The organism is Devosia sp. A16, from assembly GCF_001402915.1.
Lineage (GTDB): Bacteria > Pseudomonadota > Alphaproteobacteria > Rhizobiales > Devosiaceae > Devosia_A.
This window is the reverse complement of the sequence record NZ_CP012945.1, coordinates 4,879,264-4,905,303: the sequence shown is the minus strand read 5'-3', so window position 1 is coordinate 4,905,303 and position 26,040 is coordinate 4,879,264. Positions and strand designations below refer to the sequence as shown.

Here is a 26,040-nt window from a genome sequence, read left to right as displayed (position 1 = left end):
TCCCAGCGCATGGCACCTCTGCCGCTCGACGAGGACAACTATCCCAACCCGCTGCTGAACCGCGGGCGCAGCAGCGCCGGGCTGTGGCGGGTGGTGGCGCTGGCGGGCTTCTTCATTGCGGGGGCGGTGCTGCTCGCCACGATGGGCGATCGCATTCCCGCCGACCTGATCCTGGTGTTCCTCGGGCTGCTTGCCGTGGTCGGGGTGTTCTGCCTGTTCGCCGTGGCGGCGGGGCTGTTCCGGTTTTCCGCCAGCGAGGACACCCAGACGCTCAGCCGCGCCGTGGTCGACAGCCTGCCGTTCGGCGCGCTGGTGACCGATCGCGAGGGCAAGATCAGCTATGTCAACGCGCATTACGGCGAGTTTGCCGGCGGGGTGACGGATGGCGTGCCGGTGTCGGTGCCGCGGCTGTTCGCCGGGGAGCCGGAAGCCTCGGAGGCCGTGTACCGGCTGGCGCGTGCTGCCCGTGACGGTCGGCCGGCCATCGAAGACATCCGCATCATCGGCGGGCTGGGCGGTTCGGTGGGTGGCTCGACCAAGCCGTTCTGGTACCGGGTCGGGGTGCGGGCGCTGCCCACCATCGACGAGGGCGGCAAGCCCCTGGTGCTGTGGACGGTCGAGGACATCACCCGCGACCGTGAGCGGCAGGACAACGCCTTTCTCGAGCTGCAGCGCGCCATCGACTATCTCGATCACGCGCCGGCCGGCTTCTTTTCGGCCGATGCGCAGGGCAGGGTGCAGTACCTCAACTCGACGCTGGCCGACTGGCTCGGCTACGACCTGGCCGAGTTCGAATCCACTACCATCCGGCTCAGCGAGATCGTGCGCGGCGACGGCGCGAGCCTGTTGATGCGCGGCCGCTCCGACGGCGAAATCCGTACCGAGATCATCGACATCGACCTGGTGCGGCGCAATGGCACCAGCTTCCCGGTGCGGCTGATGCACCGCGCCGCCCGCCTCGCCGATGGCGAGCTGGGCGAGACGCGCACGCTGGTGCTCGATCGGCGGCAGGGCGCCGACAAGGAAGAGGCCCTGCGCGCCTCGGAAGTACGGTTCTCGCGTTTCTTCAACGACACGCCTTTCGCCATCGCGACGCTCGACAAATCGGGCCGCATCGTCCGCACCAACGCGCCGTTCAGCCGGATCTTCGACTGGTCGGGCGGCGAGCAATCGATCGACATGCAGCCGATGGCGGATCTGCTGGCCGAAACCAACCGCGAGGCCTTCGCCAAGGCGATCGACGCGGCGCTTGCCGGCCGTTCGGAGATCGAGCCGGTCGATGCGACGCTGACCCGCGGCAGCGACCACGCCGTCCGGCTCTATGTGTCGAGCTCCGAGGAGGCCGAGGGCGCCGCCGAGCGGATCAACGTCTATGCGCTCGACATGACCGAGCAGCGCAAGCTCGAGGCGCAGTTCGCGCAAGGCCAGAAGATGCAGGCGGTCGGCCAGTTGGCCGGCGGGGTGGCGCACGATTTCAACAACGTGCTGACCGCCATCATCGGCTTTGCCGACCTGCTGCTGTTGAAGCACAAGCCGGGCGATCCATCCTTTGCCGACCTGATGTCGATCAAGAACAGCGCCAACCGCGCGGCGGGCCTGACGCGCCAGCTGCTGGCCTTCTCGCGCCGGCAGACGCTGAGGCCACAGGTGCTGGAGGTGCCTGGGCACCTCGACGACCTCACCGTGCTGCTGAAGCGGCTGATCGGCGAGCAGATCACGCTGGGAGTCGAGCACGCCAACCCGGTCTGGCCGGTAAAGGCTGACCTGGTGCAGCTCGAACAGGTGGTGGTCAACCTGGTCGTCAATGCGCGCGACGCCATGCCCAATGGCGGGACCATTACGCTTAGGACCCGCAACGTCACCGAGCAGGAGTCGCAGGGCTACGCCTATCGCGGCATGCCGGCGGCGGACTATGTGCTCATCGAAGTCGAGGACACCGGTACCGGCATGCCGCCGGAAATCCTGGAAAAGATCTTCGAGCCGTTCTTTTCGACCAAGGAACTGGGCAAGGGCACCGGTCTCGGGCTCTCGACGGTCTACGGCATCGTCAAGCAGTCGGCGGGCTACATCTACACCGACTCTGTCGTGGGCAAGGGTACCACCTTCCGCATCTTCCTGCCGCGCTACGTGCCGGCCGAAGGGGAGGCGACGGTCAAGCAGGTCGCGGCGCCGGTGAAAGATCTTACCGGTCACGAACGCATCCTGCTGGTCGAGGACGAGGACAGCGTGCGCTCCTTCTCGGCCCGGGCGCTCCGTACCACGGGCTATGAAGTGTTCGAGGCCGATAGCGGCGACGAGGCGCTCGATGTGCTGGAGGAGCTCGATTACAAGATCGACCTGATGATTTCGGATGTGGTGATGCCGGAGATGGACGGCCCGACGCTGCTCACCAAGGTGCGCGAGCACATGCCGGATCTCAAGGTGATCTTCGTTTCCGGTTACGCCGAAGAGAACGTCCGGCAGGACATCGCCGACAACCAGAGCGTCGAATTCCTGCCCAAGCCCTATTCGCTCGACCAGATCAACTCCAAGGTGAAGGACGTCCTGGGCAAGATCGAGCAGGGCGCCGAATAGCGGGCTGTAGCGTTTCGGCGCGATCGGGCCTATATGCCGGGCATGGATAGCAGCCTGCCCAAAATCGATCAGTTCCTCGCCGCCCTCGACAGCGCCGTCGCCGACGGCAGCTTCGTGCGGCTGGCGCTGCGCCTGCCGTTCGGCGCCGACGAGACGCTGAAGAGCGTCGACGTCAAGCCGGCCATCATTCGCGAGCAGCTGAAGCTGAGCTTCACTTTCCATCACCAGACCCGCGACCTGACCCAGAACCATCCGCCGGCAGGCGCCCTGGGACAGCTCAGGCGGCTGATGGAAAAGGACTTTCGCCAGGCCTTCCTGTTCACCACCCGGTTCGACCTGCAGTTCGACAGCCAGGGCAAGTCACCGCGGCTGAAGCAGAGCGAGCCGACCAGCAAGGCGCCGGCGTCACTGTCGCACGATCGCGCCAAGGCACGGCCGATCCCGGCGGCCGGCAAGGCGTGGCTCTCCGAGCTGGGCGTCACCGGCGCCGACGGTCAAGTGCTGAAGGCCGCCGGCGACAAGTTCCGGCAGATCAACCGGTACGTCGAAATCCTGGGACCGCTGCTGAAAGCCATCCCCGAGGGCAAGCTGAACCGCGTCATCGATATGGGCGCCGGCAAGGGTTACCTGACCTTCGCGGTGGCCGACTATCTGAAACAGAACCTGGGCCGCACAACTGAGGTGGTCGGGGTCGAATTCCGCGACGACCTGGTGACGTTCTGCAACGACACCGCTCGCACCACAGGCGTGAGCAACCTGCATTTCGAGCAGGGAACGATCGAGAATTTCGACTCTGCCGGCGCCGACGTGCTGATTGCGCTCCACGCCTGCGACACGGCGACCGACGACGCCATCGCCAAGGGGATCGCGGCAGGCTCCGAACTGATCGTCGTGGCGCCGTGCTGCCACAAGCAGATCCGCCGCGAGATCGAGACTTCGAACCGCGGCAACGCGCTGGATTTCGTGATGAAGCACGGCATCTTCGTCGAGCGGCAGGCCGAGATGGTCACCGACGCCATGCGCGCCATGATCCTCGAGCATTTCGGCTACTCGACCAAAGTGTTCGAATTCATCTCGGACGTGCACACGCCCAAGAACGTGCTGATCGTCGCGACGAAAACCAAGCGCGGCAAGGACGCGTCGCAGCTGCGGAAGTTGGCCGAAGCGAAAGAGTTCTTCGGCATCCGGCGGCACTATCTCGAGGATGCCGTGGGGCTTTAGGGCCAGACGTTTGAGGTTGGCTCGGGGCTCAACGAGCAGACAGCAGCGGCAAACTTCTGTGGCTCACCCCTCATTCGGCGCTACGCGCCACCTTCTCCCCGACGGGGAGAAGAATACGGAGGGTGCGGTGGCCGTCACTTTTCCTCTCCCCGTCGGGGAGAGGGTGGATCGGCCGTAGGCCGAGACGGGTGAGGGGTAAGCCACCGATCCATCACTGTGAAGACGAACGGTGTGCTCACCACAAATAGGGCGATAGTTCATCGTCCAGCGTGCTGTCGCCCGTCCAATGCACCGCGCTCCACCCGCTTCGTCGCGCCGCCTCGACGTTGGCGAGCGTGTCGTCGACCAGCACGATCTCCTCGGGCGCCGCACCGGCAATGGCTGCGGCGCGTTCGAAGAACTGGGCATCCGGCTTCCGGTGACCGAGCGCGGCCGAATAGATGATGCCATCGACATGCGCGCCGAGCCCGACCGTTCGCATCAGGTAGTCGGCCCGCATGTGCTCCTGGTTGGTGGCGAGGAACACCGGTACGCCCCGTTGGCGGTAGCGCTTCATCGCCGAGAGGACGTTCTGGTCGACCCGGGAGTCGTTCTCGAACCAGTAGGCGATCAACCGTTCAGCCGAGACTTTTGGCGCCATCGTCGCCAACACCGGGGCGAGCCGCTCGGTCAGTCCCTCGCGACCAGTGACGATCGCTTCCCAGAATGGGCTGAAGAACGTCTCCCGCAGCCGGTCCGGCGACAGGCCGAGATCGGCTTCCAGTTCGGCAAACAGATGTCTGCCATCGGTCGGGCGGCCGCTGACGAGGACGCCATCGACGTCCATCATCAGCACCCCGGATCGCATCAGGCGGTACGTCCGTTCGGCAGCGGCGTGCCTTTTTCCACGAGCTGGCGGTCCGCCAGCGCATCCCATAGGGCATCCGGTACCTTGGTGTTCCACCAGTCGAGGATGCCGTTGAGTTCGGCCGGCGATTTTGGGCCGGGGAGGATGTTGCAGATCGCCTTGTGCGCCAGCGGGAACTGCAGGGCGGCGGCGCCCAGCGGCACGCCGAATTCCTTGCACAGCGCTTCGAGGTCGGCGACGCGCTTGACGATGTGGTCGGGCGCTTTGGCGTAGTTCCAGGTGCCGGTGCCCATCAGGGCGCCGCCATTGAACGGGCCGCCGCAAACCACCGAGGCGCCGCGTTCGAGGCAGGTGGTGAGGAACGGCGACAGCGAGGTCTGTTCAAGCAGGGTGTAGCGGCCGGCAAGCAGGAACACGTCCCAGTCGCCCAGAGCGAAGGCATCCATCAGTACTTCCCACTCGTTGACCCCGAGGCCGATGGCCGAGACCTTGCCGGTGGCTTTCAGTTCCTTCAGCGCCTTGTAGCCGCCGTCCTCGGCGAGCTGCTTCCAGTAGATCGGGTTCTGTTCGGCGCTGTGGGTGGCGAGACCGATATCGTGAACGTAGAGGATATCGACCTTGCTCAGGCCGAGCCGGGCGAGGCTCGCCTCGTAGGAGCGCATGACGCCCCAGTAGCTGTAGTCATAGACTTGCTCGAACGGCAGCGGCTTGACCCAGTTGTGCGGATAGTCGCGCTCGGCTTCCGACTGCACCGGGCGCAGCAGGCGGCCGACCTTGGTGGAGAGTACGACGCCCTCGGTGCGGAAGCGCAGGCCGTCGCCCATCAGGTGCTCGGAGCGGCCGTAGCCATACTGCGGAGCAGTGTCGAAATAGCGGATGCCGGCATCGAGTGCGGCGCCGACAGTGGCGCGGGCCTGCTCGTCGGGGACTTCGGTGAAGATGCCGGCGAGCGTCGCGCCGCCAAGCCCGAGTTCGGTCAATTCGAGGTCGGTCCGACCAACCTTGCGCTGCTTGAAACTGGTGGCGCTCATTTCTTCGCAAAACTCCCTGGGCCGAACGGCGGCGGACACTGACATGTCAGTCACACGGGGTAAACCAGCCAAAGGGTTTAGGGCAAGGGGGAATGGAGGCGCCGGCGCGTGCTGAACCCCACCCCTGGCCCCTCCCCCTGAACAGGGGGAGGGAGACGATCGCCTCGATGTTCGTGCGGGCGTCTGCCTCCCCCTTATTGGGGGAGGGGACAGGGGTGGGGGGCAGCGCGCACCGGCGGTTCAATCCTCCCGAAACGCATGACTCAGCTGCGCTGCCAACGGCCCCAGCAGATAGGACAGCACGGTTCGATCCGTGGTGCGGAGGAACGCTTCGGCCGGCATGCCGGCGCTCAGGTGCTGGCCGTCGGGCAGGCGGGCGAGTTCGGCTTCGCCCAGCCGCATCCGGATCGAAAAATAGGCGACCCCCGTCGTCGGATCGCGCGACAGGTCGGGGGAGATGGAATCGACCGCCGCCACCAGTTCCGGCGTGGTCCGGGCATCGAGCCCGGTGAGCCGGATCGCGGCAGCCTGGCCGAGGCTGAGCTTGTCGATATCGAGCGGCGATACCCGCGCTTCGAGCGCCAGCCGGTCGGTATGCGGCACCACCTGCATCAGCGTCTCGCCGGCCGCGACGACGCCGCCGACGGTGCGAACGATCGACTCGTGCACGATGCCGGCCTGTGGCGCGCGGATCTCGAGCTTGGCCAGCCGATCTTCGGCGGCGATCTTCTGCTGTAGCAGCTCGGCGATCTCGAGCCCGACATTACGCAGGTCCTCGAGCACGCCGGCGCGGAAGGTGGCGGCGTTTTCGGCGATCCTGGCCCGGCTGCCGGCGATGGCGGTGCGGGCGGCAGCGATCTCGGCGGTGAGGTTGCCGGCCTCGCCCTCGAGCCGCGCCAGTTCGCGACGAGAACTGTTGAGACGGCTGGCCTCTATCAGCCCATCGCGAAACAAGGCTTCGGCATCGGCGACCTCGTTGGAAAGGATTTCGATCTGCCGTTCAACGGCGGCCTGTTGCGCCTCGAGCCCGGCGATCTGCTCGCCCAACTGGCCGATCTGTTCCTCGAGCTGGGTGCTCATGCCCGCCTGCGCCTCGGCGCGGCTCTGGCGCAGCCGCTCCTGGCCGGCCAGCAGGCCATTGAGCGTCGCGCGGTCGGGCCAGTCGTCGAGGCTCGTCGGAAGCGTCAGCTTGTCGTTACCGATGCTTTCGGCGGTAAGCCGGGCCTCCAGGGCAAAGGCGGCGCTCAGTTGCGAGACGATCACCGCGAGGTTGGCCGAGACGGCGGTGCTGTCGAGTTGCACCAGCAATTGCCCGGCTTCGACGGCATCTCCGTCCTTCACCAGGATGGCGCTCACCACGCCGCCTTCCGGATGCTGCACCCGCTTGCTGCCTTCCAGCGGTACGATAGTGCCCGGAGCCACGACGGCACCGGCGATCTCGGTGGTGCCGGCCCAGCCGCCGAGCAGGCCGATGAACAGCGCCATGGCGCCCAGGCCGGCGGTGGCATGTCGCCTGAGACTGCGGAGCGGATCAGCCATCGACCCGCACCCCCGTGATGCGCGGGGCAGGGGCAGTGACCTGGCGCAACACCTCTTCCTTGGCCCCGAAGGCGCTTTGCCGTCCATTCACCAGGTAGATCAGCTTGTCGCAGGCGGCGATGGCGCTGGGCCGGTGGGCGATGACGATCACCACGGCGCCGCGCGCCTTGGCGGCAGTGAGCGCCGTCGTCAGCGCGTTGTCGCCGGCAAAGTCGAGATTGGCGTTGGGCTCGTCGAGTACTAGCAGGAACGGATCGCCATAGAGCGCACGAGCCAGACCGATGCGCTGGCGCTGGCCGGCCGAGAGTGCGGCGCCGCGAGCGCCGATGCGGGTATCGTAGCCATCGGGCAGGGCAGTAATGAGGTCGTGGACGCCGGCCAGACGCGCGGCCTTGAGTACGCTCTCGCTGTCGGCGTCAGGGCGGAAGCGGGCGATGTTCTCGGCGACCGTGCCGTCGAACAGGCCGACGCTCTGCGGCAGGTAACCGATGCGGCGGCCGAGCTGGATGGGATCGAAATGACCGAACTCCGAGCCGTCCAGCCGGATCTCGCCGGCCAGTACGGGCCAGATGCCGCAAAGCCCGCGCGCCAACGAGGTCTTGCCCGAGCCGGACAGACCCAGCACCCCCATCGCCTCGCCGGCGGCCAGCGTGAAGCTGACCCCGGCGACGAGCGGGGGCTTATGCAGCACCGGCCCGGTGGCGAAGTGGCCGACCTCCAGGGTGAACTGCGGATCGGGGAGGCTCAGCCCGTTGACGGTCGTCGGTTGGGTAGCGAGCAGCATCTCCGTCCGGCGGAGCGCCTGCCGGGTCGCGGTGAGCCCGCGCCACTGCGCCACCACCTGTTCGACCGGCGCCAGCGCCCGCGAGGTGACGATCGAGGCGGCGATCATCAGCCCGGCGGAGAGTTCGCCGCGAATGACGAGGTAAGCGCCAAGCGCCAGCACGGCTGATTGCAGCAGAAGGCGGAACGACTTGGTTACCGACATGTAGAGCGCGCCGACATCGGCGGCCCGGTTCTGCACTTCGGCCAACGCCGCGGAGCGGGCCTGCCAGCGGCTGGTCACATCATCCAGCATGCCCATGGCGAGGACCGGCTCGGCGTTGACGCGGGCATCATCGCTCAGCGTCTGGCGATGCGCCTGGGCCGCAGCGGCTTCGGCAGTGGGGCGTCCGGACAGCCGCTCGTTGATCACCAGTAGCGTCGTAGCCACCAGCGCCCCGCCGGTTGCCAGCCAGCCGAGCGCCGGATGGAACAGGAAGATGATGGCGAGGTAGACCGGCAACCACGGCAGATCGAAAAGTGCCAGCGGCCCGGGCCCGCCAACGAAGTTGCGAATGGCATCGAGGTCGCGCACCGCGTCGGGACGCGCGAGGCCGAGCGGCAGCAAACCGGCGCGGAGGGAGGCGCGGAACACGTCGGGCGCAATCGAGGCTTCCAGCGCACCGGCGAAGCGCTGGGCCATGCGCGAGCGCAAGAGGTCGAGTAGGGCGAGGAAGGCGTAGGTGCCGGCGACCAGTGCGAACAAGGCCACAAGCGTCGGCACCGAACGGCTCGCCAGCACCCGATCGTAGACCTGCAGCATGAATAGCGGGCCGGTGAGTACGAGGAGGTTGGTGGCGAGGCTCATGAGGCCAAGCGCCAGCAGCGGGAAGCCGGTGCGCCTCACCAGGGCGCGGACGACGCTGTCGCGCCGGGCGCCATTCGACATGTCTCTACTCCGTCGCTGCTCGTGGGCGACCGAAGCAAAGTCTCGTTTCCGCCAGCCCCTGCTTGAACCGGCGAGGGCGGATAGGAGCCATGCTCCCAGGGCATGACGCCGCCGCAGACGTAAACAAAAAACCCCGGAACGCTTGAGGTTCCGGGGGGCAGTTGATGCGGGGTTGGTGCCGCATTTTTCAGCAACAGGTCTTTGGGTTCTCCCGCGCCGAATTGCGAGGCAGGTCAGACGATCCAGTCCGACGATGCCAGGAGGGATTCGAGCGTCGCGCCGTTGAGCCCCAGGACGAACGGATCGCCATGGGCGTCAGCGACGCGGATCTCGACGTGAGCGCCGCTGCCATCGACATCGATGCCGAGCGCATCGAAGGTGTCGCCACCGCTCGCAGCGGCCTCTTCGAATGCGGCAAAGAACGCGGCCGCCGAGCTGAAGCGGGTGAGCCCGACATCGAGCCGGTCCCCCGAACGGAGCGAGAAATCCTCGACGGTATCGTGGCCGGACGAGAACACGAAGGTGTCGGCGCCCGAGCCGCCATTGAGGAGATCATCGCCAGCGCCGCCGAACAGCCGGTCGTTGCCGGCCTGGCCGTAGAGGTCGTCATTGCCCTCGCCGCCAGACAGGTGGTCGTTGCCGCCGCGGGCAAAGAAACGGTCGTCACCACCAAAGCCGAACAGTTCGTTGTCGGCGTCATTGCCGGTGAAGCTGTTGTTGGCCGCATTGCCGAAACCGTTGATGGCGCGATCGCCGACCAGTTCGAGCGCCTCGTTCTCATCGCCGAGTACGTAGCTGGTCGAGGCGACGATGCGATCATAGCCCCCACCGGACAGCACTACGTCATGGTCCGAGGTGATGGTGATGCGGTCGGCGTCATCCGAGCCGAAATACGTCGTCGGCAAGTCGGAGAGCGTCGATGCGGCGACGGTGCCGTCGGCGAAGCGGAACGCTTCGACACCGGCGACGATATCGTAGCCGCCACCGGCCTTGTGGATGACGAAACGGCCTGAGAGGTCGCGGGTGAGGGTGTAGTCGTCGCGGTCGCCGGCATAGGCGAGGACATCGGTGCCCAGCCCGCCATCGATGACGTCATTGCCCTTGGAGGCGAAAACCAGGTCGTCGCCTTTTTCGGCATAGAGCCGGTCACTGCCATTGCCGCCGACGAGAATATCGGCGCCGGCGCGGGCGTGGAACTCGACACCACTGTCATTGGCGACGAGCAGTTCACTCTTGTTGGTGCCCTTGACCACGTCGAAGGTCACGGTGTTGGCGTGCGGGTTGGTGGGGGCGCCGTAACTGGTGCCTTCATCGTTCACGAACAGCGTCGGCGACAGGTAGGTGGCCTCGAGGTCGGTGCGTTCCGAACTCAGCACGGTGACGGTGTTGTCGTGGTCGTCGCCGCCGTGGAAGTTGATGTCGCGGTTGGTCTCGCGCACCTGGATAGTGTTGTTGGCTTCGCTGGTCCAACTGGCGAACAGCACGGCGTGGCGGGTGTCGAAGGCCTCGAGCCCGGCCAGCTGGCTATCGTAGAGGGCCTTGAGCTGGAAGGCATAGCCGTTGCCGCCATCGCCCTTGTTCACCGCGCCATCGACTGAGAGGTTCGAGGCCTCGAGGAAGATCGACTGGGCGAAGGTGAAGCCGTTGGACGGCGCATTGTCGATGGCGATGTCGAACAGCTTCACGTGGCTGGTGCCCGACAGCGAGATGACGTTGGAACGATCGAACGCCGCCGACACGTTGCTGAAGTTGCCCGGATCCTGCTCGGCGAGGCCGGAGTCTACCGTGAAGCCGCCGAGCTTGACGTTCTCGGCCACTTCGATCTTCTGCACCGAGGCGACGGTGGAAAAATCGAAGGCGAGCCCGTTGGTGAGCCGGACGGTGTTGCCGTTCACCGAGGCCACCTCGACCATTGAAGTGCGCAGCGGCTTGTCTTCGCGCCACTCGGTGTCGCCGATGGAGTCGAGATACTCGGGGGTGTTCTCGAGCTCGATCCACAGGTGGTCGCCGGCTTGTAGCCCCGTGGCGTCAGCCAGATGCAGGTACATCGAGCCTTCGGCCGCCGGCTGGTCCAGCGCGAACTCGCCCGAATAGCTCGGCACATCGATGACGCCGCCGATCTGGAAGGCCCCGCCGGCCCGGGCATTGCCGACAAGTTCGATGGTCGTGGCGGCCGAGCCGGTGCCCATCACCGTGATGTCGTCACGATCGATGACGATGGTCTCATCGAATTGGAAGGTGCCGGCGCCCAGCAGGATGGTTTCGCCTGCGGGAGCCGAGTCGATAATGGCCTGCAGCTCGGCCGCGGAGGTCGAGGCGGATACGGTGATCATCGGGAGTGCCTTTCGCAACAAGTGGAGGTGGACGCGAATGCCTCCCTTTGCACCGCGCCGGCAGTGTTCTCCCGCGAGCGCTAACCCCGGCTGAGGCCGATCGTTCGGATTTGCGCCAAATGCGAGAGGAGCACGGGTGCAAGCTCGCCCGCCAATCTGGCGGGGAGGGGGCCGAAATGTGCACGCTGTGGAAAAGACCGAAAAGCAAAGAGCCGGGCTGATGCGCCCGGCTCTCGAACAGTTGCGCGATGATCAGCGCCTAGAGCTGGCGGACCGTCACCGGCCGATCTTCATTCCAGGCCACGGCGTTGCGGAGCGGCAGGCCGAACTGGCTTTCCTCGATCTCGAACAGGTCGCCCGGTTCGGTCTTGATGCCGTCGGCGAAGCTCAACGTCGCGGTGCCGAACATGTGGACGTGGATGTCGCCCGGCTGCCGGAACAGGTCGTATTTGAAGTGGTGGTATTCGAGGTTGGCGATGGTGTGGCTCATGTTGTCCTCGCCAGAGAGGAACGGTTTCTCCCACAACACCTTGCCGTCGCGCAGGATGCGCGACATGCCCGAGACGTGGCGCGGCAGTTCGCCGACCCTGAGTTCCGGCCCGAACGAGCAGAAGCGGAGCTTGGAATGGGCGAGGAACAGGTAGTTCACCCGCTCGGTCACGTGGTCGGAGAACTCGTTGCCGAGCGCGAAGCCGAGGCGGAACGGCGTGCCATCCTTGCCGATATAGTAGATGCCGGCGATCTCGGGCTCTTCACCGGCATCCTTGGCAAAGGCCGGCGAGGGGATCGGCTGGCCCGGGGCGGCGACGGTGTAGCCGTTCCCCTTGTAGAACCATTCGGGCTGCACGCCGATTTCGCCGGGCTTGGGCTTGCCGCCTTCGAGGCCCATGCGGAACATCTTCATCGAGTCGGTCAGCGGGGCCTCGGCCGCCTGCTGGTTCGACTTGTGCATGGCGTCGCGGGTCGAGGCCGACCCCAGGTGGGTGAGGCCCGTGCCGGTGACATACAGGTGCGACGGATCGGGATGGTCGACCGGGGGGAGCAGGCGGCCTTCGCGGGCGAGCGCCTCGCGGTCGAGCCGCTGTCCGAGGCCTTTCTCGATCACCAGGGCGCGCAGCGACAGCCCGCGCTCGGCAGCTTCAGCCGCGAGCGCGTAAACGCTCGAGGCCCCGGTGACCACGCTGGTGACGCCGCCTTCGGTGGCGCCCACGGCGCGTGCGCCCTTGTCGTCCTCAAACTGGATGAGATGCATGAAGCCCATTCCCTCGGTTCTCGTTGCCGCCCTATAGCGCGGCTGGGCGCCGAATGCATTCGGATTTTGGATGTAGATCACCTTTGCTGGCAGCACCGCGCAGCACTCGAATCGGGCGCGGCCGGCAGGTAAGGCACAGCGAATTTACCCCCTTGACGATTTGGAAACGAAATGAGAACAGAATAGGTACATTAGATGGACATCTTATCGGTTTGCGCGGCGCGGACCGAAGTGGAATAAGGGAGACCGGTGATGGCTGCTGTTGCGCCTCTGCGAGTTATTGAGGGATCGATGGATAAGGACAAGGCGCTCGCGGCAGCGCTGAGCCAGATCGAGCGGAATTTCGGCAAGGGCACGGTGATGCGCTTCGGCGAGGGCGCCATTGCCCAGGTCGAAGCGATTTCCACCGGCTCGCTCGGACTGGATATCGCGCTCGGGATCGGTGGGCTGCCGCGCGGCCGTATCATCGAGGTGTTCGGGCCGGAAAGTTCGGGCAAGACCACGCTGGCGCTGCATGTGGTGGCCGAGGCGCAGAAGAATGGCGGCATCGCCGCCTTCGTCGACGCCGAGCATGCGCTCGATCCGGTCTATGCCAAGAAGCTCGGCGTTAAGGTCGACGAGCTGCTGATCTCGCAGCCCGATACCGGCGAGCAGGCGCTCGAGATCGCCGACACGCTGGTGCGCTCCGGCGCCATCGACGTGCTGGTGGTCGACTCGGTGGCGGCGCTGACGCCGAAGGCCGAACTCGAAGGCGAGATGGGCGATTCGATGCCGGGCCTGCAGGCCCGCCTGATGAGCCAGGCGATGCGCAAGCTCACCGGCTCGATCTCGAAGTCGAAGGCCATGGTGATCTTCATCAACCAGATCCGCATGAAGATCGGCGTGATGTACGGTTCGCCCGAAACCACCACCGGCGGTAACGCGCTGAAGTTCTATTCCTCGGTCCGCCTCGACATCCGCCGCATCGGCGCGATCAAGGAGCGTGAGGAAGTCATCGGCAACCAGACCCGCGTCAAGGTGGTCAAGAACAAGCTCGCCCCGCCGTTCCGCCAGGTCGAGTTCGACATCATGTATGGCGAAGGCATCTCCAAGACCGGCGAGTTGCTCGACCTCGGCGTGAAGTCGGGCCTCGTGGAAAAGTCGGGCGCCTGGTTCTCCTATGACAGCCAGCGGCTGGGGCAGGGGCGTGAGAATTCCCGGCAGTTCCTCAAGGACAATCCGGCGATTGCCAACGAGATCGAGAAGGGCGTGCGCGAGAGTTCCGGCATTCTCAGCGAAGCGCTGCTGGCCGGGCCTGAAGGCGACGAGGGCGACGACGGGGAGCCGTGATCGGCTGTTACCGCGAGTGAATGCGAAGGGCGCCCGAGTGGCGCCCTTTGGTTTTTGGGGGGGCGCGTGCGTAGCTCCGTCCCCTCGTCGCTGAGGGGAGAGGGCAGCGCTGGTAGGAGCGTAGCGACGTCCCGTAGCTGGGTGAGGGGTTCAGCCGCGCTGTGAGCGCTCGTGGAGAGACTGCAGCCCTCAGCCTAGTTCCGCTACGGACCTGCCGGTCCTAGCTGCACTACCCTCTCCCCTGAGGGAAAGGGGGCGGACGGTGCCCAACCACCAATCTACCGCCTCCCGGCACCCCGCGCTGGACACAACCGCAAGGCCCGCGATAGAAGGCGTTTCCTGTTGTTCTTGGCGGGGCTCCGGCCTCGCCATTTGTCTGTAAGAGACCCGTCATGACGAGCGTGAACGATATCCGGTCGAGCTTTCTGAGCTATTTTGCGAGGAATGGTCACGAGGCAGTCGCATCGAGCCCGCTGGTGCCGCGGAACGATCCGACGCTGATGTTCACCAATGCCGGCATGGTACAGTTCAAGAACGTCTTCACCGGCGTCGAAAAGCGCGACTATGTGCGGGCCACCACTTCGCAGAAATGCGTGCGCGCCGGCGGCAAGCACAATGACCTCGACAATGTCGGGTTCACAGCACGTCACCACACCTTCTTCGAGATGCTCGGCAACTTCTCGTTCGGCGACTATTTCAAGGAGCATGCCATCGAGCTCGCCTGGAACCTGCTCACCAAGGAGTGGGGGCTGCCCAAGGAGAAACTGACCGCGACGATCTACCAGGACGACGACGAGGCGATGGCGCTCTGGAAGAAGATCGCCGGACTGCCCGAGGATCGCATCGTACGGCTCGGGGCCAAGTCGAACTTCTGGCAGATGGGCGATACCGGTCCCTGCGGCCCGTGCTCGGAAATCTTCTACGACCACGGCGACAAGTACTGGGGTGGCCCTCCGGGCTCGCCCGAGGAAGACGGCGACCGCTTCGTCGAGATCTGGAACCTGGTGTTCATGCAGTTCGAGCAGTTTGCCGACGGCTCGCGCACCAGCCTGCCTAAACCGTCCGTGGATACCGGTTCGGGCCTCGAACGCGTCGCCGCGGTGATGCAGGGCACCAACAACAACTACGAGATCGACCTGTTCAAGTCGCTGGTCGCCTCGACCATGCATGCGACCGGCTTCAATGGCGACCCGACGACGCCGAGCCTGCGCGTCATCTCCGACCACGTGCGCGCCATGAGCTTCCTCATCGCCGAGGGCGTGTTGCCCTCCAACGAAGGCCGCGGCTATGTGCTGCGCCGCATCATGCGTCGCGCCATGCGGCATGCGACGCTGCTCGGCGCCACCGATCCGGTAATCCACAGGATCGTGCCGACCCTGGTCAAGGAAATGGGCCAGGCCTATCCCGAGCTGGTGCGCGGCGAGCAGATGATCGAGGAGACGGTGCGGCTCGAGGAACAGCGCTTCCTCAAGACGCTGAGCCGCGGGCTCGTCATCCTCGACGAAGCCACCGCGTCGCTGAAGGAAGGCGACATGCTGGAGGGCGTTACCGCCTTCAAGCTCTACGACACCTATGGCTTCCCGCTCGACCTGACGCAGGACGCGCTACGCACCCGCGGCATCAATGTCGATCTCTCGGGCTTCGAGGACGCCATGGCGCGCCAGCGCGCCGAGGCCCGCAAGAGCTGGGCTGGTTCGGGCGAGGCGAGCGAGGAGAAGGTGTGGTTCGCGGTGGCCGACCAGGTCGGCCCGACCGAGTTCCTCGGTTACGAGACCGAGACCGCAGAAGGCGTGGTCACCGCGCTGGTCAAGGGCGGCGCCCTGGTCGATGAGCTGAAGGCCGGCGATGAAGGCTATGTCGTGCTCAACCAGACACCGTTCTATGGCGAGAGCGGCGGCCAGGTCGGCGATACCGGCACGATCAGCGGCGAGGGCATTGGGGCGACGGTGCTCGACACCGTCAAGAACAGTGGCGTGTTCGGCCACAAGGTGAAGGTCACCGAGGGCGCGATCAAGGTCGGTTCGCCCCTGGCACTGCTTGTCGACCACGACCGTCGCTCGGCCATCCGCGCCAACCATTCGGCCACCCACCTGTTGCACGAGGCATTGCGATTGGTGCTGGGCGATCATGTGGCGCAGAAGGGCTCGCTGGTCTCGGCCGACCGCCTGCGCTTCGACTTCGTCCACACCAAGCCGATCACCCCGCAGGAACTGGCTGAGGTCGAGGAGATCGCCAACAACATCGTCCTGCAGAACTCGCCGGTCGAAACGCGCCTGATGGGCGTCGAGGAAGCCAAGGAATCCGGGGCTCGCGCGCTGTTCGGCGAAAAGTACGGCGACGAGGTGCGGGTGGTTTCGATGGGCGACCCCACGGGCAATGCCGTCGGCTGGTCGGTCGAGCTCTGCGGCGGCACGCATGTCCGGCGCACCGGCGATATCGGGCTGATCACCGTGCTCGGCGATTCCGGCGTCGCGGCCGGCGTCCGCCGGATCGAGGCGCTGACCGCCAAGGGCGCGCGCCAGCATGCCCGCACCAACGCGAACCTCGTGGCCGGTGTGGCCGACGCCTTGCATGTGGGGCCGCACGAGGTGTTCGCCCGCATCGAGGCGCTACAGGAAAACCTCAAGAAGGCGGAGCGCGCGCTCAGCGACGCCAACAAGAAGCTGGCGCTCGGCGGCGGCGGTTCTGCCCCGGCTTCGGCCGACGAGAAGGTCAACGGCGTTACCTATGTCGGCCGCGCGGTCGAGGGCATCTCGGCCAAGGACGTCAAGGGCCTCGTCGATACCGAGAAGAAGCGGATCGGTTCGGGTGTGGTTACGGTTGTGCTGAAGGGCGAAGACGGGCGCGGCACGGTTGCCGTGGGCGTCACCGACGATCTGACCGGCAAGTACTCGGCCGGCGACCTGATCAAGCTCGCCACTGCAGCTCTGGGCGGGCAGGGTGGTGGCGGCCGCCCCGACATGGCGCAGGGCGGCGGCCCCGACGGCGCCAAGGGCGCCGATGCGATCGCGGCGGTCCGTGGCGGGCTGTAGCATCTGACGGTGAGTGGGCGCGTGGCGCCCCTCACTTTGACCCGAATGCGATGCCTCTCCCTTCTCCCCTCAGGGGAGAAGGTGGCCGAAGGCCGGTTGAGGGGTGAAGCGGCGCGACACGTGATCGCTGAGAAGCTGAACCCCTCACCCTAGTTCCGCTACGGACCTGACGGTCCTGGCTGCACTAGCCCTCTCCCCTCAGGAGCGAGGGGACGATGTGGGGCAGCCCGTGCCCCTCCCGAAGACTCCCTGAGCGAACTAAACTGGATCCGGTCCCGGGCCTTTGAAATCGTCCGCAGATGGATTGTCGCGCCGGGCGCGATATTCCGCCCAGCGGCCGGCGATGCGGGTGCGGGCGCCGTCGGCGAAGATGTTGGCGAGGCCGGCGGCGACGATGACGCCGAGCCCTGCAAGGCTGATCGCATCGGGCACTTCGTCGAAGAACAAGGCGCCGAACAGCAGCGCCCAGATGATCTGGCTGTACTGCATCGGCGCCACCCGGCTGGCCGGCGCCAACGCCACACCCTTGAGCTGCAGCAGATAGCCGATGCCGCCGAGCACGCCGCAGAGCACCAGCGCACCCAGGAGCAGCGGGCTTGGCCAGCTGAAGCCGACAACCAGGACGCCGAGCAGGTTGGCTGCCAGGGTGAACAGGCCAGGCAGCGCGAACAGGGTGACGCGCCGCTCGGCCCCGGAGATCAACCGGATGGTGGTCAGCGAAACGGCGGCGGCCAGCGCGCAGATGAAGGCCGAGATGTGGCCGAGCTCGATCTCGCGGAAGCCCGGCCGCACCACCAGCAGCACTCCGAGAAAGCTGATGATGACGAGGACCCAGCGGTCGAGCGGCACTTCTTCCTTGAGCACCACGACCGAGAGGATCGTCGCCAGCACCGGGATCAGAAACACCAGGCAGTAGGCTTCGGCGAGCGGGATGCTGACGAAGGCGTAGGTGATCAGCACGGCACTCAGCATCCGGCAGAACGCCACGAGGATCATCAGGGCCGGACGGTTGAGCTTGAAGGTGTCGCGCCAGCGCTCCTCGCGGGGCTTGGAGAACAGCGCCGGCAGGAACGAGAAGATGGTGGTGAACAGGCCAATCTCGAAGACGTTGAGCGAGCCGCCCAGCGCCTTGACCAGGGCGTCGGCGGTCGAGAACGACGCCATGCCGCCCAGCACGCAAAGCACGCCGAGCGACACCGGAGAGAGGGTACGCAGCATCTACTTGCCTGTCGCCGCGGGCGCCTGGTTTTCCGCCTCGCCGCGGCGAGGCAGTTTGGCATCGTCCCCCAGGGGCGGACTGACTTCGGAAATGGCGCTTGCCGGCCCGAACACGGAGAGACGCGAGAAGATGCGGATCCGGGTCTCGTCCGACATGACGTTGAGGATGCCGCCGAAGGCGACGACCACGAGGCCGCAATAGGCGACGGTATCGGGATACTCGTGGAAGAAGATGGCACCGAAGATCACCGCCCAGGCGATCTGGCTGTACTGTGCGGGCGCGATCTGGCTCACCGGCGCGCGACGGGTGGCGGCGATGAAGATGATGTTGCCGGTGCCGCCGAGCGCGCCGATGGTCAGCAGCATGGCGAACTCCTGCCAGGTCGGCCAGGTGAAGGTCGGCAGCATCAGGATGCCGTTGACGATGACGATGTAGCCCAGCGGCAGGCCAAGCAGGCTGACGCGCTTTTCGACCGGCGCGACCTTGCGCAGCGTCGTGGTGGTGATGCCGCCCATCAACGCCGCGCCCAGCGCCAGCAGGTGGCCGAGTTGCAGGTCACGGAAGCCCGGCCGCACCACCAGCAATACGCCGAGGAAGCTCGCGCCGAGGAAGAACCAGCGCTGCCAGGTCACCTCTTCGTGCAGGAAGGATTTTGACAGCGCCACCACGAAGATCGGCGCCAGGAAGGCGATCGAGTAGGCCTCGGCCAGTGGAATGTGGGTGAAAGCGTAGATGATGCAGAGGTTGCCCACGACACCGGTAAGGCTGCGCAGATTGACCAGCCAGGGGTGGCGCATGCGGTGAAAATGCCGCCAATGCTCGCCCTTCGGCTTGGTGAAGATGGCGGGAATGAAGGAGAACAGCGCCGTCCAGAAGGCGATCTCGAAAACCGTCAGGCTTGAACCGAAGCCTTTGATAATCGCGTCACAACAGGAATAGAGCAGGTAGGCAACGAGCGAAAAGGCGACGCCGGAGGGCATCTTCTGGTATCCAAGGGGGAGGGGACGGCAACTGGTATGTTAGTCCTATACGATGGGTCGGCGGCACCGTCGATGGGGGTAAAGGCCACAGCTGCTAATTATTTCGTCTCTACTTGAAACGAGCGCCGGCGAGTGGACCGATGGTTTCGATCTTGTTGGTCCAGATGTAGCCGGAGAAGTTATCCGGCACCTGCGCCAGCAACTCCGGGGTGTCGATGCCGGCCGTGCCGGGATCGCCGGCACTGTAGGGACCCAGCAGGATCACCTCGGAGCCGGCCTGCCGGAGACGCTCGATGAACAGGTTGGGCCAGCCCCAGACGAATGGTGCAATGTTGATGGGCAACATCACCTTGGTGTTGCGGCAGGCGTCGGGCACGAGGCCGGTCCACCCGAGGGTCTCATATTGCAGCAGGCAATCGATCAGCCCTTTGCGGGACCAGACATTGAGACCGCCGATCAGCTCGGCGGCGCGGTAGGTCGGGGGATCGCCGCCATAGGCGCCCCACACGGCTGCGCGCCATTCGGGGTGGCCGGCGAGCAGCTCTGCCAGCATGTCGCCCTCGCGGGCTTCATTGCTCTTGAAGTTCACGAGGAAGCGGCGGTCGGGGAGGCCGCCGAACACCTCCTTCAGTTCGGGCATCAGGCCGACGCCCTTGCCGCGGAACGGATAGGTAGCGCCGCCATCGGCGGTATAGCCGTAGCCGATGTCGAGCAGTTTGAGCGACGCCATGTCGTGGCGACGCGTCTCGCCGTTGCCTTCGGTGCGGCAGTCGACGGTCCAGTCGTGCAGCACGGCGAACTGCCCATCGGTGGTGGGATGCACATCGAGTTCGACGATGTCGGCGCCGGCGGCGAACGCCGCCTGCATCGAGGGGATGGTGTTCTCGAGATAATCGTGAGTGGGCTGGTCGATCCGCTCAGCGGTGCAGGTGTCGTTCTTGAGGTCGGCGCGATCGAACGTCTGGTGCACGCCGCGATGCGCGATCAGCTCGAGCTTGCCGGTGGGCGGCGCCACGCGCCAGGACGCGTTCCAGACGTAGACCGCCGCGACGATGACCGTGAGGCCGAGCAGAATCTTCTTGAACATCGATACCCCTCGAAGAGGGCTGACGCTGGTTTCGGTTCGTGGCTCAAGTATGGCCGGATCGGCTCAGCCGCAGTTGAGTTTTGCGCCGAGGAAATCGGTGTCGCACTGGATGCGCCGTAGAGTCGCCAGGTCCTCGTCGGTCGGGGCCTCCCCGTCCGGCTTGATGACGATGGCCTCGACCACCGCGCTGCTCTCGCCGTTCAGCATGCCGAACCAGACGAAGGTCGCGGCGGTGTCGACGAAGCTGCCTTCGCGCACGAAGCCCGTTTCGCTGCTGACATCGTTGGTGTAGGCGCGGCCAAGCGCTCCCTGCGCACGGGCGCTGTCGTAGAGCTGGCGCGGGCCGACGCGCTCGAAGACGAAGACATCGCCCAGATGTGAAACGCGCGAGGTGGGCGTGCTGGCGTCGACGACGAGATCGCTGGGCATGGTCGGGAGCAGAGGCGGCAGCGCCATGTTGAAGCGGTTGGCGTCGATGTCGGCTTCGCCCGGCAGATCGAGGCTGTCGATATCGGCATCGAGCGGCAGGAAGAAGCTGTTCAACGGCCCCTTGGCGAAGATCCGCTTCAAGGGGTCGCGTCCGACGCCGGCACTCGACCAGCCGTGCTGGCGGTTGAAGAAACTGGTGCTTGCGGCATTGAGGCCATCGACACCCGGGGTAAAATAGAGCGCGATCTCATAGTCACCATCGGTGGCCATGGATACGTCGGTTGCCGAGCAACTGCCGATATCGAGCAGGCGCTCGCCCAACTTGTAACCGGAAATCGATCCGGCGAACTCGGCCTTGCCGATGGAGGGCGTGTAGTCGGACTCGAAGCGCCACTGCATGTCATAGGGATCGGCCCGCTCGTCGATGGCGAGGAGGCGGAAACAGGCCTCGCGAATGGCCGAGGGCAGATCGGTGATCCAGCCGGAGGACGGAGTGGGGGGCAGGGCGACCCGCGCCAGGTAGAGGTCCTCAGCCGTCAGCAGGTCATAGGTCTGGTCCGGCCCCATGCCGACCATCTTGAAGATGACCTCCGGATCGACGTTCCATTTCACCAACTCCTTGACCATCAGCGCCAGGGAGTCCCGCGTCTGGCCTTGCATGGCCATGGCGCCGCGTTCGTTGAGCGCGTTGGTGAAGGACTCTTCGTCGGCATAAGGGGCGTGGAAGCCGACGATTGATCCCGGCTCGACCATGCGATCGACATAGGTGCCGACGCCATCCTGGCTGGACCATGCCGAGCCGCCGAGGAAGGCGAAGGCACAGGCCGAGTAGCAGCTGTTGCCGCGCTCGACCACGGTGGCGATGTGGTTGGCGCGCAGGAAATCGGCGAGCGCCAGGCCCTCGTAATAGCTGCCGCCCGGGCCGTTCAAGGTGAGCACCGCCGTCGCCCCGCCGTCGGGGCCGATGCAGGACAGCCGGCATTTGACGAAGGTGTCGTACATGTCCTGCAGCGTGGCGACGTCGCCATCGAGGGACTCGCCCTCATAGTGCAGGTGCGGCACCGGATGTGCCGCCGAATACTGCATCGAGACGATTGAAATAGTTGCGGCGGCGGCGGGGAGGGTCGTGGCTGCCGCGAACGACAGAAGAACTGCAAGAAATACTGACAACCGCATGTTTCGGAGTCCCCCCGAGAACTTGTTTTTCTAGGAGGTTTGACGCTCTCAACACAAGCGTCCTTGGGTTGGCGAGATCAGGTTTTTGGTGTTCGGGTTTTGCCGAGGCGGCGCATCAGCTTGCCGCGAAGCGTCGTGAACTCGATCCTGGCGCGGGTCGCGAGGAACTGACGAGCGAAATAGAAGCCGAGTCCCGCACGGCGCGCGTGCGCCCACCATCGATCGCTGGCCGGCAGACCCCAGCGGCGCCATGGTTTGCGGTAAGCAAAATGGATGATCCAGGGGTCGGCGCGCTGCAGCGCGACCTGAGGAGCGAGCTCCGGGGCTACCGTATCCCACATGTCGTCGACGAGCGCTTCAGGCAGGACGTTCCAGCGCGGATCCAGCAACGCGATATTGCCGCGGAAGGCGGCGTTGATGGCGCATTGGTCGGCAAACTGCAACACGTCACGCATGCTCAATACCGTGTCGGTCATGCGTTGCTCGTAGCCAAGATCACGCAGTTGCCGCAGGTCGAGCACGGTGACGCCGGCCTGGATGCAGCCGAGCATCTCAGCGGCGTCGCCGAACCCCAACACGTCGCGCAGATAGGCGAAGGTGCGCTCGCGCAGCGCCTGCCGGTGCGGCTGCACGGCAAGCGCCTCGTCGATCATACGGACGTCGACGGCTGCCGCGAGCGGCTTGCCGTCGAGGGGCGCATTGAACAGCGGCGCAAGGTCGGCTTCGACGATCAGGTCGGCATCCAGGTAGATGACGCGATCGAGATCGGCGAGCACGCGGGGAACGACAAAGCGGAACAGTGTCGAGGGTGGAAAGCCACTGACAGTGCCCACCGCGGCGAGCGGGTTGTCGAGGCGATGCAGGATGATCTCCACCTGCGGGTGGCGCCAGCGCTCGATGTGGCGCACGATCGGGCTGTCGGGCCCGTCGTAGAGCACGTGGAACACAACCTGCCGACCGGGAGCAGCGCTGGCCGCGATGGAGGTGGCGACCACCGGTACCAGCGGCAAATAGCCGGCATCGAGGGCGGTGCAGACGGCGACGGTGCCGCCGCCTGCGACCGGAGCAGACATCAGGCGGCCATGGCCTTCTTGAGGTTGGCGTCGATCGCGTCGAGGAAGCCGAGAGTCGACAGCCACTTCTGGTCGGGGCCGACGAGCAAAGCCAGATCCTTGGTCATCTGGCCGCCTTCGACAGTGTCGATGCAGACCTGCTCCAGGGTCTCGGCGAACTTCGCCAGCTCGGCGTTGTCGTCGAGCTTGGCGCGGTGCTGTAGGCCACGCGTCCAGGCAAAGATCGAGGCGATGGAGTTGGTCGAGGTCTCCTTGCCCTGCTGATGCTGGCGATAATGCCGGGTGACGGTGCCGTGGGCGGCTTCCGCCTCGACGATCTTGCCATCGGGGGTCATCAGCACCGAGGTCATCAGGCCGAGCGAACCAAAGCCCTGGGCCACGATGTCGGACTGGACATCGCCGTCATAGTTCTTGCAGGCCCAGACATAGCCGCCGGACCACTTCAGCGCCGAGGCGACCATGTCGTCGATCAGGCGGTGCTCGTACCAGATTTTCAATTCGTCGAACTTCGCCTTGTAGTCGCGGTCGAAGATCTCCTGGAAGATATCCTTGAAGCGCCCGTCATAGGCCTTGAGGATGGTGTTCTTGGTGGAGAGGTAGCACGGGACCTTGCGGTTGATGGCGTAGTTGAACGAGGCGTGGGCGAAGTCGGCGATGGAATCGTCGAGGTTGTACATGCCCATGGCGACGCCGGCCGAGGGGGCGTCGAACACGTCGTATTCCTGCACCGTGCCGTCATCGCCGACGAACTTCATCGTCAGCTTGCCCTTGCCGGGGAACTTGAAGTCGGTGGCGCGGTACTGGTCGCCGAAGGCGTGGCGGCCGACGATGATCGGCTGGGTCCAGCCGGGCACCAGGCGCGGCACGTTCGACATGATGATCGGCTCGCGGAAGATCACACCGCCCAGGATGTTGCGGATGGTGCCGTTGGGCGACTTCCACATCTTCTTGAGCTTGAACTCTTCGACTCGCTGCTCGTCGGGGGTGATGGTGGCGCACTTGATCCCGACGCCATGCTTCTTGATGGCGTTGGCAGCATCGACAGTCACCTGGTCGTTGGTGGCGTCGCGGTTCTGCACCGACAGGTCATAATACTCGATGTCGAGATCGAGATAGGGAAGGATCAGCTTGTCCTTGATCGCCTGCCAGATGATGCGGGTCATCTCGTCGCCGTCGAGATCGACGACAGGGTTGGCAACTTTGATCTTGGCCATGCGTAAGCTCCTCAGCGGCGCGGAAAATCTGATGCCGCGGCTAATAGCATGAAATCGGGCACGGGGAAGCGCCCGCGGGCGCGAGTGCCGGTTCGATCTGTCGGAAAGCGACCTACAGTCGTTGACACCGTGCATATACACACTATCTATCGGTCCATGGATGATTTCAGCCGCTGCATGGTTTCGAATACGCGAATGGCAGCGCGGGCGATTACGAGACGCTACGATGCCTATACGCGGCCGTTCGGCATCACCTCGACGCAGTATTCGGTGCTCGGGCTGATCGTCGCTTCGGGCGAGCGGAACGTCAGCGAACTGGCGGAACAGCGCGGCTTCGAGCGGACGACGCTGACACGCAACCTCGATCGGCTGGAGAAGATGGGGCTGATCGCTTCGCGGCCGGCCGAGCATGGCAATGGCCGCATCTGCTCTCTGACCCCGAAGGGCAGGGCGCTGGTGGACGAGCTGCTGCCGCTGTGGCGGAAGGCACAGGCGGAGATTCGTCAGGAGCTCGGCGCCGATGGGTTCGAAGATACGCTCATGAAACTGCAGCGGCTCGCCACCATCTGACCAGGATGGGTGGCGCACAATCCGACCTCAACCGTGTAACTACACAGAAGGAAGCACCTCGATGGCAACTCAGTCCGATCCGATCGTCGTAACCGGCATGGGCGTCGTGAGCCCGCTCGGCACCGGGGTCGAGACCGTGTGGTCGCGGCTCATCGCCGGCAGGAGCGGCATCGTCAGGAACACGCGGTTCGACGTGACCGACTATGCCGCCAAGGTGGCGGGACTGGTACCGACCATCGAGACGGACCCCGAGGGATTCGATCCGCTGGCGGCGATCGACCCCAAGGACATCAAGAAGATGGACCTCTTCATCCAGTATGGACTGGTCGCGGCGCAGGAAGCGATCAGCCAGTCCGGCTGGGCGCCCCAGACAGAGGACGAAAAGGCGCGGACCGCCACTGTGATCGGCACCGGCGTCGGCGGTTCGCCGGTGATGGCCCATGCCGTCGAGACCATCATCGAGAAAGGCCCGCGGCGGCTGTCGCCGTTCACGGTGCCGAGCTTTCTCGCCAACCTCGCGGCGGGATGGATCTCCATTCGCTACGGCTTCAAGGGGCCGATCGGCGCACCGGTGACGGCCTGCGCCGCGTCGGGGCAGGCGATCGGCGACGGCATGCGGCTGATCCTCACCGGCGAAGCCGACGTGGCCGTGGTCGGTGGGGCCGAAGGCTCGGTCGATCCGATTTCTGTCGGCGGATTCGGTGCGGCCCGGGCCTTGGCGACGGCGTTCAACGACGATCCGGAAGGCGCCTCACGACCGTTCGACCGCAAGCGCGACGGGTTCGTGCTGGCCGAGGGCGCCGCGGTGCTGGTCATCGAACGGCTTAGCCACGCCAGGGCGCGGGGCGCCACGCCGCTCGCGATACTGTCCGGTTACGGGACGTCGGCCGATGCCTACCACCTGACCGCCGGTGAGCCGGGAGGCGCCGGAGCGCAGGCGGCGATGCGCGGCGCACTGCGGATGGCCGGGTTGTCCCCGGGCGAGATCGACTACATCAACGCGCACTCCACCTCGACCCAGGTCGGCGATGCGGCGGAACTGGCTGGGATCGGCGCGGTGTTCGCCAATCGCGGCAAGGACCTGGCGATCTCCTCGACCAAGTCGGCCACCGGCCACCTTATGGGGGCGGCGGGCGCCATCGAGGCGCTGTTCTCGATCCTTGCAATCCGCAACGGCATCGTGCCGCCGACCCGCAACCTCGAAGACCCCGACGTCGGCGAACAGTTCAACCTGGTGCCCAAGGTGGCGCAGGAAAAGACCGTCCGCCACGCCCTGTCGAATGCCTTCGGCTTTGGCGGGGTGAACGCGACGCTGGTGTTCTCGGCGATCTAGGGGAGGTGTAGCTGTCCTCGTCTCCCTCCCCCTTGTGGGGAGGGATCAAGGGGGGGCACACGCTCTGAGCGTGGGGCAGCCCCCACCCAG

18 protein-coding genes are annotated in these 26,040 nt (G+C 65.6%); 6 read left to right on the top strand and 12 right to left on the bottom strand.

From position 1 onward, the window contains the following. The first annotated feature begins 9 nt into the window (after positions 1-9). Both cckA and APS40_RS23685 read left to right on the top strand, forming a co-directional pair. Complete coding sequence (gene cckA, locus APS40_RS23690; protein WP_055049383.1) at positions 10-2,574, top strand: cell cycle histidine kinase CckA; 2,565 nt, start codon at positions 10-12, stop codon at positions 2,572-2,574. A 42-nt stretch (positions 2,575-2,616) separates the two neighbouring features. Then, a complete protein-coding gene (locus APS40_RS23685; RefSeq protein WP_055049802.1) occupies positions 2,617-3,795 on the top strand; it encodes a class I SAM-dependent methyltransferase in 1,179 nt (392 codons plus the stop codon). 235 nt (positions 3,796-4,030) lie between these two features. Here the strand turns inward: APS40_RS23685 and APS40_RS23680 are convergent, their stop codons facing one another. From APS40_RS23680 to araD1, 6 genes are all read right to left on the bottom strand, one after another. After that, entirely contained in the window at positions 4,031-4,642 is a 612-nt protein-coding gene (locus tag APS40_RS23680; protein ID WP_055049382.1) for an HAD-IA family hydrolase, read from the bottom strand. Next, on the bottom strand, positions 4,642-5,673 hold the full coding sequence (locus APS40_RS23675; protein ID WP_055049381.1) for an aldo/keto reductase: 1,032 nt from the start codon (positions 5,671-5,673) through the stop codon (positions 4,642-4,644). Before APS40_RS23675 ends, APS40_RS23680 begins: the two co-directional genes overlap by 1 nt. A 240-nt stretch (positions 5,674-5,913) precedes the next feature. Beyond that, the gene (locus tag APS40_RS23670; protein WP_055049380.1) at positions 5,914-7,212 is read right to left on the bottom strand and encodes an HlyD family type I secretion periplasmic adaptor subunit; all 1,299 of its coding nucleotides are present in this window, start codon (positions 7,210-7,212) and stop codon (positions 5,914-5,916) included. Next, complete coding sequence (locus APS40_RS23665) at positions 7,205-8,923, bottom strand: type I secretion system permease/ATPase (protein WP_236884168.1); 1,719 nt, start codon at positions 8,921-8,923, stop codon at positions 7,205-7,207. Before APS40_RS23665 ends, APS40_RS23670 begins: the two co-directional genes overlap by 8 nt. A 233-nt stretch (positions 8,924-9,156) precedes the next feature. Next, the gene (locus tag APS40_RS23660; protein WP_055049379.1) at positions 9,157-11,256 is read right to left on the bottom strand and encodes a calcium-binding protein; all 2,100 of its coding nucleotides are present in this window, start codon (positions 11,254-11,256) and stop codon (positions 9,157-9,159) included. 259 nt (positions 11,257-11,515) lie between these two features. Further along, positions 11,516-12,508 (bottom strand): AraD1 family protein, encoded by a 993-nt coding sequence (gene araD1 / locus APS40_RS23655; protein WP_055049800.1) that lies wholly within the window; start codon positions 12,506-12,508, stop codon positions 11,516-11,518. A gap of 252 nt (positions 12,509-12,760) precedes the next feature. On the opposite strand from araD1, the gene recA reads away from it, so the two are divergent. Both recA and alaS read left to right on the top strand, forming a co-directional pair. Further along, positions 12,761-13,837 carry a recombinase RecA gene (recA, locus tag APS40_RS23650; protein ID WP_055049378.1) on the top strand — a complete coding sequence of 359 codons (1,077 nt, stop codon included), beginning with the start codon at positions 12,761-12,763 and terminating at the stop codon, positions 13,835-13,837. Positions 13,838-14,229: 392 nt separating this feature from the next. Further along, positions 14,230-16,869 (top strand): alanine--tRNA ligase, encoded by a 2,640-nt coding sequence (alaS, locus tag APS40_RS23645; protein ID WP_055049377.1) that lies wholly within the window; start codon positions 14,230-14,232, stop codon positions 16,867-16,869. Positions 16,870-17,127: 258 nt separating this feature from the next. Here the strand turns inward: alaS and APS40_RS23640 are convergent, their stop codons facing one another. From APS40_RS23640 to APS40_RS23615, 6 genes are all read right to left on the bottom strand, one after another. Continuing rightward, positions 17,128-18,087 carry a DMT family transporter gene (locus APS40_RS23640; protein ID WP_055049376.1) on the bottom strand — a complete coding sequence of 320 codons (960 nt, stop codon included), beginning with the start codon at positions 18,085-18,087 and terminating at the stop codon, positions 17,128-17,130. After that, positions 18,088-19,068 (bottom strand): DMT family transporter, encoded by a 981-nt coding sequence (locus APS40_RS23635; RefSeq protein WP_055049375.1) that lies wholly within the window; start codon positions 19,066-19,068, stop codon positions 18,088-18,090. A gap of 109 nt (positions 19,069-19,177) precedes the next feature. Next, a complete protein-coding gene (locus APS40_RS23630) occupies positions 19,178-20,155 on the bottom strand; it encodes a glycerophosphodiester phosphodiesterase family protein (protein WP_055049374.1) in 978 nt (325 codons plus the stop codon). 63 nt (positions 20,156-20,218) lie between these two features. Next, positions 20,219-21,670 (bottom strand): hypothetical protein, encoded by a 1,452-nt coding sequence (locus tag APS40_RS23625; protein ID WP_055049373.1) that lies wholly within the window; start codon positions 21,668-21,670, stop codon positions 20,219-20,221. A gap of 167 nt (positions 21,671-21,837) precedes the next feature. Beyond that, positions 21,838-22,833, bottom strand: a complete 996-nt coding sequence (locus APS40_RS23620; protein ID WP_055049372.1) for a glycosyltransferase family 8 protein — start codon at positions 22,831-22,833, stop codon at positions 21,838-21,840. Next, entirely contained in the window at positions 22,833-24,047 is a 1,215-nt protein-coding gene (locus tag APS40_RS23615; protein WP_055049371.1) for an NADP-dependent isocitrate dehydrogenase, read from the bottom strand. The genes APS40_RS23620 and APS40_RS23615 overlap by 1 nt, the downstream gene beginning before the upstream one ends. Before the next feature lie 195 nt (positions 24,048-24,242). Between APS40_RS23615 and APS40_RS23610 the strand changes: the two genes are divergently transcribed. Together APS40_RS23610 and fabF are read left to right on the top strand one after the other, a co-directional pair. Beyond that, positions 24,243-24,617 carry a MarR family winged helix-turn-helix transcriptional regulator gene (locus tag APS40_RS23610; protein ID WP_055049370.1) on the top strand — a complete coding sequence of 125 codons (375 nt, stop codon included), beginning with the start codon at positions 24,243-24,245 and terminating at the stop codon, positions 24,615-24,617. 61 nt (positions 24,618-24,678) lie between these two features. Continuing rightward, complete coding sequence (gene fabF / locus APS40_RS23605) at positions 24,679-25,950, top strand: beta-ketoacyl-ACP synthase II (protein WP_055049369.1); 1,272 nt, start codon at positions 24,679-24,681, stop codon at positions 25,948-25,950. The last annotated feature ends 90 nt before the right edge of the window (positions 25,951-26,040 follow it).

What these genes read in the sequence shown, in the direction of transcription:
- cckA (WP_055049383.1), top strand. Translation starts at nt 10, where the DNA reads ATGGCACCTCTGCCGCTCGACGAGGACAACTATCCCAACCCGCTGCTG.
- APS40_RS23685 (WP_055049802.1), top strand. Translation starts at nt 2,617, where the DNA reads ATGGATAGCAGCCTGCCCAAAATCGATCAGTTCCTCGCCGCCCTCGAC.
- APS40_RS23680 (WP_055049382.1), bottom strand. Translation starts at nt 4,642, where the DNA reads ATGCGATCCGGGGTGCTGATGATGGACGTCGATGGCGTCCTCGTCAGC.
- APS40_RS23675 (WP_055049381.1), bottom strand. Translation starts at nt 5,673, where the DNA reads ATGAGCGCCACCAGTTTCAAGCAGCGCAAGGTTGGTCGGACCGACCTC.
- APS40_RS23670 (WP_055049380.1), bottom strand. Translation starts at nt 7,212, where the DNA reads ATGGCTGATCCGCTCCGCAGTCTCAGGCGACATGCCACCGCCGGCCTG.
- APS40_RS23665 (WP_236884168.1), bottom strand. Translation starts at nt 8,923, where the DNA reads ATGTCGAATGGCGCCCGGCGCGACAGCGTCGTCCGCGCCCTGGTGAGG.
- APS40_RS23660 (WP_055049379.1), bottom strand. Translation starts at nt 11,256, where the DNA reads ATGATCACCGTATCCGCCTCGACCTCCGCGGCCGAGCTGCAGGCCATT.
- araD1 (WP_055049800.1), bottom strand. Translation starts at nt 12,508, where the DNA reads ATGCATCTCATCCAGTTTGAGGACGACAAGGGCGCACGCGCCGTGGGC.
- recA (WP_055049378.1), top strand. Translation starts at nt 12,761, where the DNA reads ATGGCTGCTGTTGCGCCTCTGCGAGTTATTGAGGGATCGATGGATAAG.
- alaS (WP_055049377.1), top strand. Translation starts at nt 14,230, where the DNA reads ATGACGAGCGTGAACGATATCCGGTCGAGCTTTCTGAGCTATTTTGCG.
- APS40_RS23640 (WP_055049376.1), bottom strand. Translation starts at nt 18,087, where the DNA reads ATGCTGCGTACCCTCTCTCCGGTGTCGCTCGGCGTGCTTTGCGTGCTG.
- APS40_RS23635 (WP_055049375.1), bottom strand. Translation starts at nt 19,068, where the DNA reads ATGCCCTCCGGCGTCGCCTTTTCGCTCGTTGCCTACCTGCTCTATTCC.
- APS40_RS23630 (WP_055049374.1), bottom strand. Translation starts at nt 20,155, where the DNA reads ATGTTCAAGAAGATTCTGCTCGGCCTCACGGTCATCGTCGCGGCGGTC.
- APS40_RS23625 (WP_055049373.1), bottom strand. Translation starts at nt 21,670, where the DNA reads ATGCAGTATTCGGCGGCACATCCGGTGCCGCACCTGCACTATGAGGGC.
- APS40_RS23620 (WP_055049372.1), bottom strand. Translation starts at nt 22,833, where the DNA reads ATGTCTGCTCCGGTCGCAGGCGGCGGCACCGTCGCCGTCTGCACCGCC.
- APS40_RS23615 (WP_055049371.1), bottom strand. Translation starts at nt 24,047, where the DNA reads ATGGCCAAGATCAAAGTTGCCAACCCTGTCGTCGATCTCGACGGCGAC.
- APS40_RS23610 (WP_055049370.1), top strand. Translation starts at nt 24,243, where the DNA reads ATGGCAGCGCGGGCGATTACGAGACGCTACGATGCCTATACGCGGCCG.
- fabF (WP_055049369.1), top strand. Translation starts at nt 24,679, where the DNA reads ATGGCAACTCAGTCCGATCCGATCGTCGTAACCGGCATGGGCGTCGTG.